The sequence below is a fragment of the Prochlorococcus marinus str. MIT 1013 genome (genome assembly GCF_027359395.1).
In the GTDB taxonomy this organism is placed as follows: Bacteria; Cyanobacteriota; Cyanobacteriia; order PCC-6307; family Cyanobiaceae; genus Prochlorococcus_B; species Prochlorococcus_B marinus_E.
The window spans coordinates 548,215-564,043 of the sequence record NZ_CP114778.1; the positions used below are offsets into that span (position 1 = coordinate 548,215).

General features: G+C 32.5%; 20 protein-coding genes. 11 read left to right on the forward strand and 9 right to left on the reverse strand.

Annotated elements, in window-relative coordinates; translation table 11 throughout:
• Positions 1-72 precede the first annotated feature (72 nt).
• Positions 73-261, forward strand: coding sequence for a hypothetical protein (locus O5633_RS03585; RefSeq protein WP_269610716.1), 189 nt, complete (start codon positions 73-75; stop codon positions 259-261).
• 135 nt (positions 262-396) lie between these two features.
• Positions 397-573 carry a hypothetical protein gene (locus O5633_RS03590; RefSeq protein ID WP_269610717.1) on the forward strand — a complete coding sequence of 59 codons (177 nt, stop codon included), beginning with the start codon at positions 397-399 and terminating at the stop codon, positions 571-573.
• A gap of 252 nt (positions 574-825) precedes the next feature.
• Here O5633_RS03590 and O5633_RS03595 read toward each other — a convergent pair whose 3' ends face one another.
• The 7 genes from O5633_RS03595 to O5633_RS03625 form a co-directional block, all read right to left on the reverse strand.
• Positions 826-2,403: a GMC oxidoreductase gene (locus O5633_RS03595; protein ID WP_269610719.1), complete on the reverse strand. Its 1,578-nt coding sequence runs from the start codon at positions 2,401-2,403 to the stop codon at positions 826-828.
• A 42-nt stretch (positions 2,404-2,445) separates the two neighbouring features.
• Complete coding sequence (locus tag O5633_RS03600; protein ID WP_269610720.1) at positions 2,446-3,039, reverse strand: cytochrome c oxidase subunit 3; 594 nt, start codon at positions 3,037-3,039, stop codon at positions 2,446-2,448.
• Positions 3,040-4,731: a cytochrome c oxidase subunit I gene (locus O5633_RS03605; RefSeq protein ID WP_269610721.1), complete on the reverse strand. Its 1,692-nt coding sequence runs from the start codon at positions 4,729-4,731 to the stop codon at positions 3,040-3,042. It lies immediately after the preceding gene.
• A gap of 9 nt (positions 4,732-4,740) precedes the next feature.
• Positions 4,741-5,673, reverse strand: a complete 933-nt coding sequence (locus O5633_RS03610; RefSeq protein ID WP_269610722.1) for a cytochrome c oxidase subunit II — start codon at positions 5,671-5,673, stop codon at positions 4,741-4,743.
• Between the two features lie 2 nt (positions 5,674-5,675).
• On the reverse strand, positions 5,676-6,326 hold the full coding sequence (locus O5633_RS03615; protein ID WP_269610723.1) for a DUF2231 domain-containing protein: 651 nt from the start codon (positions 6,324-6,326) through the stop codon (positions 5,676-5,678).
• The gene (locus tag O5633_RS03620; RefSeq protein ID WP_269610724.1) at positions 6,326-6,820 is read right to left on the reverse strand and encodes a DUF2231 domain-containing protein; all 495 of its coding nucleotides are present in this window, start codon (positions 6,818-6,820) and stop codon (positions 6,326-6,328) included. Before O5633_RS03620 ends, O5633_RS03615 begins: the two co-directional genes overlap by 1 nt.
• A gap of 136 nt (positions 6,821-6,956) precedes the next feature.
• Positions 6,957-7,190, reverse strand: coding sequence for a hypothetical protein (locus O5633_RS03625; protein ID WP_269610725.1), 234 nt, complete (start codon positions 7,188-7,190; stop codon positions 6,957-6,959).
• A 162-nt stretch (positions 7,191-7,352) separates the two neighbouring features.
• Here O5633_RS03625 and O5633_RS03630 point away from each other — a divergent pair, with 162 nt between their 5' ends.
• Both O5633_RS03630 and O5633_RS03635 read left to right on the forward strand, forming a co-directional pair.
• Positions 7,353-7,550, forward strand: coding sequence for a hypothetical protein (locus O5633_RS03630; protein ID WP_269610726.1), 198 nt, complete (start codon positions 7,353-7,355; stop codon positions 7,548-7,550).
• Between the two features lie 488 nt (positions 7,551-8,038).
• Positions 8,039-8,167, forward strand: coding sequence for a hypothetical protein (locus O5633_RS03635; protein WP_269610727.1), 129 nt, complete (start codon positions 8,039-8,041; stop codon positions 8,165-8,167).
• Between the two features lie 21 nt (positions 8,168-8,188).
• Here the strand turns inward: O5633_RS03635 and O5633_RS03640 are convergent, their stop codons facing one another.
• The gene (locus O5633_RS03640; protein ID WP_269610728.1) at positions 8,189-8,419 is read right to left on the reverse strand and encodes a hypothetical protein; all 231 of its coding nucleotides are present in this window, start codon (positions 8,417-8,419) and stop codon (positions 8,189-8,191) included.
• A gap of 207 nt (positions 8,420-8,626) precedes the next feature.
• Between O5633_RS03640 and O5633_RS03645 the strand changes: the two genes are divergently transcribed.
• The 6 genes from O5633_RS03645 to O5633_RS03670 all read left to right on the forward strand — a co-directional run bounded on the left by O5633_RS03645 (position 8,627) and on the right by O5633_RS03670 (position 14,445).
• Positions 8,627-8,770 carry a hypothetical protein gene (locus O5633_RS03645; protein ID WP_269610729.1) on the forward strand — a complete coding sequence of 48 codons (144 nt, stop codon included), beginning with the start codon at positions 8,627-8,629 and terminating at the stop codon, positions 8,768-8,770.
• 17 nt (positions 8,771-8,787) lie between these two features.
• On the forward strand, positions 8,788-9,081 hold the full coding sequence (locus O5633_RS03650; protein WP_269610730.1) for a hypothetical protein: 294 nt from the start codon (positions 8,788-8,790) through the stop codon (positions 9,079-9,081).
• 183 nt (positions 9,082-9,264) lie between these two features.
• Positions 9,265-10,284 (forward strand): FecCD family ABC transporter permease, encoded by a 1,020-nt coding sequence (locus O5633_RS03655; protein ID WP_269610731.1) that lies wholly within the window; start codon positions 9,265-9,267, stop codon positions 10,282-10,284.
• Positions 10,285-10,289: 5 nt separating this feature from the next.
• Entirely contained in the window at positions 10,290-11,066 is a 777-nt protein-coding gene (locus O5633_RS03660) for an ABC transporter ATP-binding protein (RefSeq protein WP_269610733.1), read from the forward strand.
• A 200-nt stretch (positions 11,067-11,266) separates the two neighbouring features.
• Positions 11,267-13,507 carry a TonB-dependent hemoglobin/transferrin/lactoferrin family receptor gene (locus O5633_RS03665; protein WP_269610734.1) on the forward strand — a complete coding sequence of 747 codons (2,241 nt, stop codon included), beginning with the start codon at positions 11,267-11,269 and terminating at the stop codon, positions 13,505-13,507.
• A 50-nt stretch (positions 13,508-13,557) separates the two neighbouring features.
• Positions 13,558-14,445 (forward strand): ABC transporter substrate-binding protein, encoded by an 888-nt coding sequence (locus O5633_RS03670; protein ID WP_269610736.1) that lies wholly within the window; start codon positions 13,558-13,560, stop codon positions 14,443-14,445.
• A 4-nt stretch (positions 14,446-14,449) separates the two neighbouring features.
• Here O5633_RS03670 and O5633_RS03675 read toward each other — a convergent pair whose 3' ends face one another.
• Positions 14,450-15,073: an energy transducer TonB gene (locus tag O5633_RS03675; protein ID WP_269610737.1), complete on the reverse strand. Its 624-nt coding sequence runs from the start codon at positions 15,071-15,073 to the stop codon at positions 14,450-14,452.
• A 176-nt stretch (positions 15,074-15,249) separates the two neighbouring features.
• Here O5633_RS03675 and O5633_RS03680 point away from each other — a divergent pair, with 176 nt between their 5' ends.
• Positions 15,250-15,828: a MotA/TolQ/ExbB proton channel family protein gene (locus tag O5633_RS03680; RefSeq protein ID WP_269610738.1), complete on the forward strand. Its 579-nt coding sequence runs from the start codon at positions 15,250-15,252 to the stop codon at positions 15,826-15,828.
• Position 15,829 lies beyond the last annotated feature (1 nt).

Below are 15,829 nucleotides of genomic sequence, written 5' to 3' on the forward strand. Positions count from 1 at the left end.
ACACTAGATGTGTAGCAATTAAGCAAACAAAGAGATAAAAGAAAAACTATATTTGTAATTTGTATTTTTGAGATGGAATTAGATCCAATTACTAAATGGTTGGTAAGGATTTCTTCATCAATCCTTATTTTTTTAGGATTAATACTTGTTATTGCGATACCACTTCTTGCCTTGAAGGCTAGCTCTGCAATTTCGTTAATACAAGAGACAATTCAGAGTGATTTAAAAGATATTCTTACTGGATTAATAGAGAAGCTTTAAAATTTTAGATAAACAAAAGAAACAATAGATACATATCTATCTTTAATATTACACTGTCAATACTTAAGAGAATAAGCTTATTCTTTGAACTTTGATATTGTTTTTTGTAGTTTGTTAATAGGTATTATTAATTTAATGAGAAATAGAAAGAATATAGAAGATTTAATTACCTCTTCTCTGACAGAGCTTTTAACAAGATCATTAACCCTTGAAAGGAAAGACCAAATCGCAATTTCTCAAGAATTTAAAGAATGGATTCATGGAGTAACCAAAGAGGAAGATATTTGGGTTATAAATCATCCAATCAAATAATATGTAAAATTTAAATTTAATAATTTTATTTGCTGTTTATTTGTTTGTTCTCGTTTAATTTTGTATTTGTTTTCTCATTATTTCCAATAAGTAAATACATCATTGATTCCCACATGATTTATAAAAAAATTTCAAGGACTATATCTTATATTTCGATTTTAAATAAATTATTAGCTACAATTAAGTCAGTAAAATTTTACTATCAGAGCATAAATATAAACTTTTAATTCTTTTTTTTAGACTCGTAAAGAACTACGATCCACCCCAGCAAGTAATCTGAGGATTAATTCCTGTAGTTAATTTATCTGCCATACGCAGTGCTAAAGCAATAATAGTTAGGCCATGACCAACACTGGGACAGCTTGGGAAAATACTTGAATCAACAATATATAAATTTTCCAGATCATGACATTTTCCATTCAAGTCTACAACTGAGGAATGTGGTGATGTACCCATTCGACATGTTCCACATGCATACCCCACAACACTTAGAGGAGCTGAACCTCTTGGATGAGTAGGAGTTCTGGTCACTACGGTTGTTCTCGAATCGCGTTCCATTTTATTTAAAGTATCTAACCATCTATAAACAAGTCGATCATGTGCCTCAAGATTATTATGTATATAGTTAATTCGGATTTTATTGTCGTCAACCCAAACTCTATTTTCTGGGTCAGGTAATACTTCCGTCATTGCCCACCAAGTAATTGACCTAGAAGCTAGTCGTTTAAGTCCAAAATCTGGTATTAATTTTGTTATTAATGATAGGACAGGTGGGGATTCAGCAAATAACGTATCTTTCAGAACTCCACCCCCAGACTGGATATGGCCTAGAGGATAACTTACATTCATATCTCCCCAATAATAGTCATTCACACCAAATGATCTATTAAACAGTCCATTATTTTGTATATTAGCTCTTTGCAAAATACAAGTGAGCTGAAGATTCATCAGATTCCGGCCTACTTGACCTGAGCTATTACTTAACCCATTGGGATGCTTTGCTGTTTTAGAATTCAACATTATCACCGGAGTATTAATGGCACCAGCTGCTAATACAACAATATCGGATGAGAATAACCAAATATCGTCATCTAATTTGACCTCTACACCTTTTATTGCTTTACCACTTGGATTGACATGTAGTTTTAGGACATTGGCATTGGTTTTTACATCTAGTCGGTTCTTATCAGAAGAATATAAACCAAATAATTGAGCATCTCCTCTAGGGAAAAAAGAACAATTTTCAAAATTATCATTGTCTTCATTTATTGAGTCAGGCCAGCTTATTGGCAAGTCATAAGGTTGGCATCCATTTCTTATAAGTGACTCTCTAATTAACTCTAAAAATTTTTCTAATTTTCTTGGAGCATTGTTATATTTACTTTTTCGCGGAGGGTCTGTAGGGTCTATACCTCCTTGCCCATGAACATTAAACAGATTCTCGGCATGTTCGTAATATGGTTCAAGCTCCTCATAACTAAACGGCCAAGAGGGAGATATTCCCTCCTGCAGAGGCAATGAAAGAAAATCTTTTTCTCTCATTCGTTGCAAAACTGCACCCCAGATTTTTGTATTACCACCAAGTGCATAGGCTGTTTGAGGAGCGAAAGGATCTCCATCTGGACCAAACCACTTTTCTCCTAAAGGGTGATATTTTGTTTTCCTGAATAAATCAGTACCTTTTATATTTTGATCTTCAAGAGGTAATTGACCTCCACGTTCAAGTAGTAGTACCCATTTACCTTGTCTACTCAACTCACTTGCAAGAGTAGAACCGCCTGCTCCACTTCCAACTATTATGCAGTCATAATGATGATCATCTATAAACATTATTTTCTATCTTTATTTAGAATTTCCATAATTAATTAAATACTATTGCCACACATAAATTAAGACGAATAAGATAATCCATATCACATCTACAAAGTGCCAAAAAAGACTTACTGATTCAACACCCATTTCACCACTGTCATAATTACCTGGTATAAATGAACGTATTAACATTAAACCCATTAGTAGTATTCCAGTTATTACATGTAATCCATGGAAACCAGTAAGTAAATAAAATAAGCTCCCAAACACTCCACTGCTTAAGCTGAAGCTTAATTCAGACCATTCAAAATATTGACCATATACAAAATAAGATCCCATCAGCATAGTAACTAGCCAAACAATTCGGAATCCCCAATAATTCTTTTTATGTAAATACCTCTCAGCAAAATAAATAACGAAACTAGAACTTACTAAAATAATTGTATTTATTAAAGGCTCCCTTACAGCTATCCCACTAACACCATCAGGATACCAAGTAGGTGCAGTGAGTTTTAAAACTGCATATCCTACAAAAAAAGCAAAGAAAATAATACTTTCAGAACATAGGAAAATAATAAAACCCGTTAAATTATGTCCATCATGTTTAACATGACCGGGAGTATGAAGTAATACTTCTGATTTAGTGGTAGTCATTTAACTATCATTCAAAGCTTTCGAAATATAAAACTCCTCATCAACAACAAATGGTTTATTCAATCCATAATTATATGGCTCATTGAGTACTGTTGGGATGTCATCCTCAAAGTTTTCATGTGGAGGTGGTGATGGTAATAACCATTCAAGGCCAATTGCATTCCAGGGATTTGGAGGTGCCTTTTTGCCTCTAGACCATGAACTAACCATATTTAAAATAAAAGGTATAGACGCGACTCCTAGCATAAATGCTCCAATACTCGCTATTACATTCCAAATAGCAAACTCTGGATCATAAGAAGCGACTCTTCTTGGCATACCTAATAAGCCAGCCCAGTGCAAAGGCAACCAATTAAGAGTTGCCCCAATAAATGTCAATGTAAAATGGACCTTTCCTAATCCTTCATAAAACATGCGACCGGTGAATTTTGGAAACCAGTGATAAATTCCTGCAAAAATACCAAAAGCAATTGTGTTAAAAATGATGTAATGAAAATGGGCAACCACAAAGTATGTATTGCCCACATGAATATCAATAGGTACTGTGGCAAGCATCACACCAGTAATACCTCCAAAAATAAAATTAAAAAGTCCTCCTAAGCAAAACAACATAGGTGTATTTAATCTTAAATTGCCTCCCCAAAGAGTTGCTATCCATGCAAAAACCTTAACTCCAGTGGGCACAGCAATTAACATTGTTGTAAACATAAAAAGGTTTCTCATCCACATTGGCGTACCTGTATAAAACATATGATGAACCCAAACGACTAGAGATAAAATAGTGATACCAAAGGAAGCCACGGCTACAAATTTATAGCCAAATAATGGTTTACGAGAATAAGTAGGAAATAATTCAGAAAAGATGCCAAATACTGGCAAAACCATCACATAGACGGCGGGATGTGAATAGAACCAAAAAAAGTGTTGAAATAAAACGGGATCGCCTCCAGTTTCTGGATTAAAAAAGCTTGTTCCGAAATTCAGATCAAAGAAGAGCATTATTGCTCCACCTGTAAGTGCTGGGAGCCCAAGAAGCTGAAGAATTTGCGCAGCTAAAACAGTCCAAATAAAAATAGGCATTTTAAAAAAGCCCATACCTGGAGCACGCATTGTAATTATCGTAGTTACGAAATTAATCGCACCCATGATTGATGAAACACCTGATAGACCAATAGCTACTATCCACAACATTTGGCCATTTAGAAAATGGCCAAGTGGGTTTTGAATACTTACAGGTGGATATGACCACCAACCGGAGGATGCAGGACCTCCTGGTACAAAAAAACTGGTTAATAAGACAATTGAAAAAACAGGAACCAACCAAAAAGCTAAAGCATTTAATTTCGGGAATGCCATGTCTGGAGCCCCAATCATGGGAGGTACCAGTAGATTCGTAAGGCCACTAAGTATGGGAAATAAGAACAGGAACAGCATCACAGTCCCGTGCATTGTATAAAGACCGTTATAAACAGTCGGATCAAACAAATCGGATGGAGGCGTAATTAATTCTCCTCGAATCAACATGCCTAGTAATCCACCAAGCAATAAGAAAATTAAAGCTGTGACAATATATTGAATACCTATAACCTTTGCATCAGTATTGAATCCAAAGAATCTTCTCCAGTTATTTGGAGCTCCTGGGACCGGTTGATTAACTTTTATAATCCTTTCGTCGTAATTTGTTATTGTCATAAATAATATCTAACCTTCATGGGGTGAATCAGGGTTGCCAGGATCATTAACTTGTGGCGAAGGAGATGGTGAAATAGTTGCCCAACCTTTATCTCCTTTTTCTAGCCGCTTCTTGTAAAGAAATCCAGCCTGATTAAGACCATCAACTTGTACCTTTTTTACAGTTTTATTTATCCATTCCTGATAAGCATCTTTTGATTCAACAATGACATTAGTCTGATTTTGAGAAAAATAAGCTCCACTAAACATAGAATCTCTTAATCTGTAGATTCCTTTTCTAGTAGGAGTAAGACTATAAGAAATAATGCTTCCAGGGATAATATCTTGTTTCAAACGAAAAGCTGGTATGTAGAATCCATGAATGACGTCCTTTGAAATCAACCGGAAATAAACTTTTTCATTTATGGGAATATGAAGTTCAGAAGAGGAGAAACCCTCAGGGTACTTAAATTCCCAACTCCATTGTCTAGAAATAACATCAATGAATGTACCTGCAGAAGCTTCGTTATTATCTAAGTATGTTGGTAATTCTTTTTGAGAATCATATTTTGTTTTTTCACCTAAGTTTTGCAAAGTAGTGTTGACCTTTGTTGAATAAATAGCTATTGCAATCACAAGGAAAAGAGGGACTAATGTCCACACAATCTCTAATTTGACATTACCTTCAATAGGATCTCCGTAACTTTCGTCATATTTAGGGGCTCGATTAAACAATAAGACCCATCCAATTACTCCAGAACATCCTAGAAATATAAATGTTCCAATGCCTGTTTCGAATGCAAATAGATTATCAACGTAAGGAGCCGCTTTTGATGCTTGTACAGGCAACCAGGAATATGACCAATTAGCCATTAATTTGCTTAATATTAAGTCTATAAAAACAGCAAAAGTTATTCCTATTATGAGAGATATTTTTGGATTAATATAATCTTTTAAATTCATTATTATTGTAAGTAATTATCTAGTTCAAGACCATTAACTAATAACTGATCAGCTGTAATATGAACACCAAAATCACTTGCTAACCATGCTCCTAGACTTCCATGTAATCCCATAACTAATAGAATAATAGTGCCTGAAAACAAATAGGCCCATGACACTTGTCTTCCAAAATCTTTTCTAAAAACAAATCTTTGATAACCTCTCCAGATTGTCATTGTAATTAAAATAAATAAGATTAATACTCCACCTACTCCGTGCCAAAGCATGGTCGTAATAGCTCCTTGACCAATAATACTTTTTACATTCTCTATTGGAACAGCTAGCAGCATTTCAAAGAAGCCGGTCGCTACTGTAAAAAATGTTATAAAAGAGGCTGCAAGAATGTTATACCATCCAACATCATGAAAACCAACTCTGGTTACTGGAAAAGCTAAAAATCTAAGTATTCTCTTTTCAAAAGGATAAAGTGCTCCTGCGAAATCAAAAGCAATCCCTATAGCAAATAGCCCAATAGTAAGATGAACTAAATTTGGGTGAATAGGTATCTGATATGGAAGATCATTCGGACCCAATGAATTTTTTATCTCTGTAATCGGAGATGAGATATTGTTTAAAAAATAAAAATATTTTGTGAATATATTATAGATTATCATTATATTACCCCATCTCTAATTGCATTAACTACTGGAACTGTATGCAGTCCATAAATCCAAACAAGTTTATCACCTAAATAAACTTGAACACATACAAGAAAAGCAAGTATTATATCAACAAATAAAAAACCAATAGATAGATTATTGGGGTTATTTTGTCGTGAGACATAACGCCATCCAGTGATAATTGAAAGGATCGCAGCTAATGACCAACCAATCGTACTGTGATAGTTCAAAATATCCTTTGAAGATCCATAAGGGTTTGCTAAACCTGCTTCAATTTGGCCAAAAATAATAGCAACAAAAATCGCAATAGTAGCGACTATTAAATTTAGAAAACTAACCTCAAAAAGATTAGATCTTTTTTTTAAAATACCAATAATATCAAATACAACTGCTATCAAAGTCATGGCAATTACAAAGTGAACAATTATAGGATGTATTACATCGATCCAAGGAAGATTCTTTTCGTTCAGTTCTGGTAGCAGACTCATCACTACTAGATAAAGTTGCATATACATATCATGTCAACTCAATTAAAAACGTCAATTTTTATTTGGATCAATACTTTTCTTTATAGTAATTAAGATTAAATGGAATTAGTTGAATAAAATCTTAAATAACTAAATCTCAGGATTGAGGGTAAAGTCTAGCAATCTTTTTCTTTTGCTCTTTCAAAATCTGAATTTTCCTTGAATTCTGAGATTCATTTGAATACATCTCACGAATTGAGATGTATCCGACATAGAGCATCATTAGTGAGAAAATGAAACCTGTGACTAAAATGAGAAGTCCTACTACACCTTGTGGAGCTAGAATTTCTAATCCTAAACTTTCAGCAAAATACATCAAATAAATAGTCATCTAAAAAAATAGTATAAAAATAATCAGAAAAGAACAAAATAAATGATTCACTTACGCATTAAAATTAATACATAAAGCTTTCTCCTCTTATAAATTAGGTGATTACACTCTTTTAATAATTCTTTTAATGATGGCAGCATAAATGTTTGACTTTGTTAATTGATGAAAAAAATAAAAAAGACTTTATCAAAGGTGAAAAGAGAAATTGATTTCCAGGATATTGATAGGCAGCTTCTAGTAGGTTTCGAATGCAACCAATATGATAATGATAATAAAAAATTCCTTTCAATGATAAGAGAGCAAACCAATTCAGCCTTGGATAATAAAAAGTATTGGAATGCAAATATTAAAGTTGAATAGGCTAAGTTTTTTAATTAATAATATCTATTTAGTCAGCAAACTGCCGAATATCAACTTATTACACACTTGACTCGAATTAAACGAGAATTATTCTTGAGCAAGGATTTTTAAAATGTATCAATTGTTAGTTTATTTTATATAAAAATATATAGACAAAAAAATTATGACGGCAATGATAATGGAAATTCATATTTAGATAAACAAGTGTATTTTGAAGCTGAGGATCATGATCTCTTACCAAGTAATGGAAAAGACTCTCATAAGAATCTAGAATATAGAAACTTTTTTATTAATCATTTAAATCAATCTTTTGCTATTTCTTCTCCTTTCGGCAGATTGGTTTCATATATAAACGCATTTTTAGATAAATATGTAGAGATGAAGAATTAGAGATTTATTTATAGTTTGTATAAATATAACTCTTAAACGTATTAATTGTTTATGCAAACTTTTTCAACACAGCATATAGTTTGATTAAAAATACTAACATGAATGAATTAATAACACCATTGCCAATTGATAAAGCTATGAATAAGCTTGACTTTCGAACTTTTTTTAAAGGTATTTGGACAGGAGTATTAATTTCTTTGATTGTTCATTCTTTAGCAAATCACTGATAAATTATTTATAAACCCAATTTAGAAAGGCTTTAAGACTCCCTTGCCTTCCTCATCTTTTTCATCTTCTAATTTGGAATCCATAGGCTCATATTCGAATTTCCCAAAGAAACCTGACATAAGCCAAATAATTGAAGTTCCTATAGATATTATTAAACTCCCAAAACCGAGTATAAATAGTCCTTTAAATAATAAAATTAACCCTGTTGTTAAAAGTGCTAGAGAAAAATTAAATAAAATCTGAGGATTCATTTAAATATTTTTTTTATATTTTAGTTTATAATCTTATTAATCATCAAATATCAATTGTTAGATTTATAGTATTTTATGCTGAATTGTTTTATTTAATTGGAATATATATATCAAATTTTACCCTTAGATTAATTAATTTAAATCTATATTTAATTAACTTATGATTATCCCCCTTATGGATTAATTTATCTGAAATTTATTACTATAATGAAGTCAAATCAAGATAGGTATTTTAATTGTCTAGAACATTGTCACAACCATGAACAATTTGAGACTCCAAAAAGAATTTGTCTAGCAACCTTAACTGATGATCCATTTGATAATCCAAAAGTAAGCATTGATCAAACCTGATTTTTAAAATCAATTATATGATTTTTAATTTCAAAACAGTAATTGAAGATTATTGTGGAACAGGAAAACTCTCTGAGGAAGAAGTTGATTTCTTAGAGAGAGAACATATTAAAACCATGAGTTCAATTTGTGAGACATCATCTCCATCAATTGCTCATTGGAATATCTGCGAAGCTTGTAATCTTAAACAGAGAAGTTTCTGGATTTCTTGTAATGCGTCAATACTTGATAAGATTAGGCCTGTTAAGACTGGGAAGCCAAGAGCTCATAAATTATTTGATGCTCTTTGTCTGTATAAGCTTTTAAACTAAAAAACTAATACTATTTTTCAAATGCTTTATTTTCAATCATCCTCACAATAATTTAATTAGATTTGACTCTTTTAATAGGTTTTATTCTGTAAGAACCATCAAGCTTAAAAGTCAAGCATGTAATATTTGTACATTGCATAAATATTAGAAGAACTATCGTAAAGTTGAAATAATTTTTTTCAGGTGTCCTATCAAAAGTTTTTAAACTTATTTAGAGAAAAGAATAAATTTAACGCCTTTCTTCTTTTAGCATTTATTTCTTTAGTCATAGTTCTGTCTTTAAGTAGAGGTTCGGTTGAATTAAGTAGTCATGAATTAATCAAAGCATTCTTGAGAGAAGGTGATTTAACTAATCAAATTATTTTTTGGGAACTCAGGCTCCCTAGATTAATTGCTTCTTTACTTGTTGGCTCGGCTTTAGGTATGTCTGGAGCTCTCCTACAAGGAATGCTAAGAAATGGGTTGGCAAGTCCTTACTTGCTCGGTATCTCTGCAGGCTCGGGGTTAGTAATTGTTCTGTTAATAAGCATGGGTTTATGGCTCTCTTGGATACCTATTGCTGCATGGATAGGAGCTATTATTACGACCTTAATCGTCTACTGTTTAGCAAAATCAGGGACTTCCATATCAGTAGAAAGATTGATTCTTGCAGGGGTTGCCTTAAGTAGCCTTTTTGGGTCTATTCAGTCAATGCTTCTTCTACAAACAGAAGATGGACGAGTTCAAGCTGCTTTGACTTGGTTAATAGGTAGTCTTAATTCCAGAGGGTGGACTGAAATCAAGTTAGCTGGACCACCAATCGTCTTTGCTTTAGTTGTGGGATTATTACTCTCAAGACAATTGAATTTATTAGGCTTGGGAGATGAATTATCTGTAGGTTTAGGAAATTCTTTATTTCGTTCAAGATGCTTGATTGGTGCATCTGCAACTCTATTAGCTGCAAGTTCAGTTAGCGTTGGTGGCTTGATTGGATTTGTAGGTTTGATTGTTCCCCATGCGACACGATTTTTATTTGGCACAGATTACAGAGTTGTTTTGCCCTTCTCAGCTTTGTTAGGTGCCTTTACACTTAGTTCGGCCGATTTGATTGCAAGATCAGGAACTATTGAATTGCCTGTTGGAATCATCACATCATTATTAGGTGCCCCAATTTTTATAGTCTTATTGTATAAAAGACAAAAATCCTTAACTAGTCTGAGATAGACGTAATGACACTAATAACAAAAGATTTCTCTACCGGTTATGAAGAAAATAAAATCATTAAATCGATAAGTCTCTCATTGGAGAAATCTGAGTGGTTAGGGATTATTGGAGCCAATGGATCAGGTAAATCCACTTTTTTAAAAGGTATTAGCCGCATACTTGATGCACATACAGGTATTGCTTATTTAGATGGGTATGATATTCATCATAGTTCTACAAAAGAAATCGCAAAAAAGATCTCTGTATTACCTCAACAAAATAGCTCAAATTTATCTTTAACGGTCTATGAATTGGTCTGCCTTGGGCGTTCCCCTCATAAAGAATGGTGGGAATTAGATCTTGATGAAAACGACTATTTTGAAGTTGAAAGATCTATTGCCTTAACTGATATGACCTGTTTAAAAGAAACGCCTATATATGCGTTGTCTGGTGGTCAACGTCAACGAGCTTTTCTTTCTCTTGCGCTTGCACAAGATGCAAAAACCCTTTTATTGGACGAACCAACAACTTTTTTAGATCTTCGTTATCAACTTCAATTTTTTGATTTACTAAAAAGACTTAATAATGAGCAAGCACTTTCAATTATTACTGTTATTCATGACTTAAACTTGGCTGCGAGATATTGTGATCGGATTGCAATTCTTAAAGACGGCGAATTATTAGCTATCGACAAACCTAGAGAAGTTCTTACTGAAGAGCTAATGAAACAAGCTTTTCAAGTTGAGACTTGCCAAATAGAGACTCCTATTGGTCTTCAAATATGTACAATTAAATCTTCCTGAAAGTGCAGAATTAATTGATCCACAGACATAGACGTATAGCTTTATACCTGAAAGAGAATCTAATAGCACCTTATATTTTATTTATTGGTATTACGAATCTTTTGTCTGGTTTATTTGTATAGATCGATACTCTTTTAAAAAGTCTTTGATTACGTTTACGTCTATAAAAATAGGTATATATCTTGTTGTGTGAGGCAAGGGTGAAACTTTTTTCTAAGCTGCTGGTTATTCCTGCGGCAATTTCTTTTTTAGGTTCTTCTGCGGCAATTGCATTAGAAGTTGAAACAAATTCTTCTAAAGGATTTGAAGTTAACTCAAAAAGAAATTCAACTTTAATTGCTCAAGTAGAGCAGGAAGATATAGCGGGAAAACTTAAAATTACAGTTACTGGTACTAAGACACCAAGAGCAACCTCTGAATATCCAGGAAGTGTAACTGTAATAGAAGGAGAGGAAATATACTCAAATCAGTCTCCTACTTTAAGAAATTTATTAAAGGATGTACCTGGTGTTAGTACAAAGAAATTCACTCAAAGTGGAGTAAGGGGAATAACAAGTCAAGAAGACGTAAATATTAGGGGAATGAATGGCGATAGAGTCTTAATGCAAGTTGATGGAATAAGACTACCTACTTATTCCTATGGAAGTTATTACACATTTGGCAGAGGTAGTTATGTAGATTTCAATACACTCAAATCAGTTGAAGTTCTGAAAGGTCCCGCCTCAACACTTTATGGAAGTGATGCTCTTGGGGGGGCGATTTCATTTAGACAGCTAGCCCCATCAGATTTATTAAAAGAAGATGGCACATATACTATTGAATTACCCACCTATTATGATGGAGCAAATGAAGGGTTAGGAGGAGCAATAAAAATTGCGGCTCCTTTGTCTGATAACCTTTCAGGACTATTTGTTTTTAGTGGAGAGAAAGGTAGTGACCCTGCAACAAATGCAGATGATAAATACATAAACGGAGGAGAGAGTTCAGGTAAAACATTATTTTCTAATCTAGAGTTAAATATTGATGATTATTCAAAAGCAAACTTTATAGCTGAAAGTATAAATAAATCAACAGATGAAGATCCAGTTAAGCCAGACAACTTGCCAAGTGGGTATAGCTCTTTAGACTCTGAAAGTGAGACACAAACAAATAGATATTCAATAGCATATGTTTATGAAAATCCATCTAACGGTAAATCGATACAGTACTCAAAAGTCAAAGCTTATTTACAAGATATAGAAGCAGATCACAAATATAGTAGGAATGCGATTGTCTATGGTAGGCCATCAAATCAAAATAGGGACCAACCTTTTGAGCATTCTTCTTATGGAGCAGAATTACTGTTAAGGAGTGATAGAAATGTAGGTAATGTTCTTCACCAGATTTCATATGGCTTTGATTTCTCGGAAAGTGAAAATGAGAGGGAAAGAAAGGAAACTAACAAATTAACTGGAGTAACAGTAAGCAAAAAAGAGACACCTGATTCAACTATCAGAAGAACTGGTGTTTACATACAAGATGAAATTGCTGTAAATGATAAGTTAGATATTATTGCTGGTATTAGATATGATAATTTTGATTTAGAGGTCGAATCTGATGCAGCATATTTCGGTAATGGTGTAGGCGTTCTAGAGCCAGTTGGCTACAGTGAAAGTGCTATTAGCCCAAAATTGTCGGCAATATATAAGGTTAATCCTGATCTATCTTTGTATGGTCTATATGCAAGAGGTTTTAGAGCACCTAATTATGTTGATATGAATAGTAGTTATACTAATGTCCAAAGAAGATATACAACTTATTCTAATCCTGATTTAGAACCTGAGACAAGTGATACATTTGAAGTTGGATTAAGGAAATTTACTGATAAATTTGATTGGAATATTTCAGGATTTTTTAGTAAATATGATGATTACATTGAACAACATAGTTATATAGGTAAATCAGCAAGTGGATTCACCGAATATAAGTCAATGAATAAAGATGAAATAGATATTTACGGAACAGAAATCGAGGCTGAATATAGGTTTAATCCAGATTCAACTGGCATAAGCTTGATAGCATCCTTGGGCTACCAGCATGGAGAAAACACAAAAACAGATACGGCTTTAGAGTCAATAGAACCACTTAAAGCTATAGCTATTCTTAGATATAAAACCTCAGATAATAAAATTACAGTTGATTTGAAAAACACTCATGTAGGAGGACCGAGAGTAGAAAGTGGAACGACTACATACGTTCCTGATTCTTATAATAAGGTTGATTTAATTGGTAGTCTAAAACAATCAGAAAGATTAGAAGTAGATTTAGGAGTTTATAATTTGTTTGATAAAAGATATTACTATTACTCCGATGTTAAAGGATTGTCTAAGACAGCTGCAAATTTAGAGGGATATTCTCAACCCTCTAGGCATATTAAGGCTGGGTTTAATTTCAGATTTTAAATCTGATATAGTAAGTAAATTTAAGTCAAGTTATTAATTAAGAAAAGTTAATGAAGATTCTAAATTATTTAAACTTGATAATATTTTTGTTATTAGGTTCTTGTTCATCATTTAAATCTAATAATGGAGAAATAAATGATAAGAATTTAAAGCTAATAAAAAATAAGAGTATTAATAAAGTAATTACTTTAACATCATTAAGCACTGATATTGTTAGTACTTTATCAAGAGATAAACTTATAGCTATTCCTGGAAGTTCACTTTTTAAGGATAAAATTAACTATCAGGAATTGCCAAGAATAAGTCAGGGCAGAACTCCACCTAATTTAGAGAAAATTGTTTCTTTGAAACCAGACTTAGTTATTGGCACAAAAGGGTTTCATGACAAAATACTAGGCAAACTTAAAGATATTAATATCCAAACAATTTCCTATGAATTGAGTGATTGGAATAGCTTGGAAAATACTATTAATTTAATTTCTACTAAATTAGATATAAATGGTTCGGGGAAGTCTAATGAAATAGTTAACACTAATTTGAAAGAATGTGTTGTTGCCAATGAGCAAAATAAAAAGCCTAGTGTAGTTGTTCTTGCTAGTACAAAACCTATTCTCTCTCCTAACTCAAAAAGTTGGGCTGGAAATCTTCTACAAAGATTCGGTATAAATAGTCTAACAAAAGATCTTGATTCAAAGAGTGAGTTTCGTGGTTACGTAAATTTATCACCAGAGTGGTTAGTCAAAGAAGATCCTGATAACTTAATTATTATCCAAACAAGGCCTGGACAATACGTTGACTTTGAAAAATCTATGCCATTTTCTAATTTGAAAGCAGTTAAATCTGATCAAGTGTATCGTTTTAATTACTATGGGCTAATAAATGCAGGTAGTTTAGAGAGTATTAATAGTGCATGTTTAAAACTTAGAAAAATCTTTTAACTCCTTATCTTATTTTTAAATCGTATTCAATATTTATTGAGGTTTCCTCCTCTAAGGGGTAAAAAGTAGAATTAATTGCTGCTTTTTTAGCAGCTCTATCAATTGATTCATGCCCACTGAAAGTTATTAGCTCTGCCTTAAAGACATTCCCCTTTTTGTTAATCCATACTTTTACTGTTGGAGTCCCCTCAGCTCCTCTTCTTAGAGCAATTGGAGGGTATATAGGTCGGACACATTTTAAGCAAGTAATTTTTATTGTTCCCTTGCCCTTTAAAGATCCCTTTTCTGGCTCATTATTTTTTATACCTTTTATAAATCCGCTCCCTTTTTCCTCTTTTGACATAGGTTTATTTACTAAATTACTTTTATCTTTCTTTAGTTGAAATTTTTTCTCATATATCTTGTTATCGTCAAATGATTCTTGCCCATCTAAAGGATTTTTCCTCTCAATCTCATTTTTTAATTCTTCTTTTATTGAAGGTTTTTTAATAAATTTTTTGCTTCTTTGTGTGGCTTCACCAAATCCTGGCTCTGATAAATCATCAATCAGCTCTATTGGAATAATTTTCTCACCTAAAGTAACGACTCTCTCTTTTTCAATAAATAAAAAAAAGAAGGAGTGAATCATTACTGACATAAGGATGTAATAATTGATTCTATTAATTTTGATTCTATTCATTTTTCTAGGAAACTATTAATTCAATTAGCTTTCTTTTATTAGGATTATGATTGTTATATTCATTATAAGTCTTCTTGTTTGATCTTTTCAAATCAGGTGGCATAGTTATGTGGCCATTATTGTTCATGTCAATTACTTCTTTAGCGTGCATATTTGAAAGAATTGCATACTGGAAAGATGTAATAAAAAAAAACGATAGTAAACTAATGATTACAGTTGAAAAATATTCAACTATTTCTTCTATTGATTTTATAAAACAAAATGAGATTTCTTCAATACCATTAGAAAAAGTATTGTTAGATTCCTTGAAAATTATAGATAGAAGTCTTCTAACTGATAAAAATACTATTGATCTAAAATTAGCATTAGAAATATCAATTCAATCAATTCAATCTGAATTTGGAAAGTTTAGTAACTTATTCTCTACCATTATTACTATCTCTCCTTTACTTGGTCTCTTAGGCACAGTACTGGGGCTTATAAATTCTTTTTCATTTATAAAACTAGGTGAATCTGGTGTTAATGCTCAAGAAGTTACTGGTGGAATAAGTGAGGCATTGATTTCCACAGCAACTGGTTTAATTATTGCTATTATTACACTTATCTTTTCTAACTATTTTAATAGTTTATGGAGGAAACAAAATTCTATTCTAAATCAGTATACCGGCAGATTTGAAATACTATATAGAAAAAACAAATTATAAT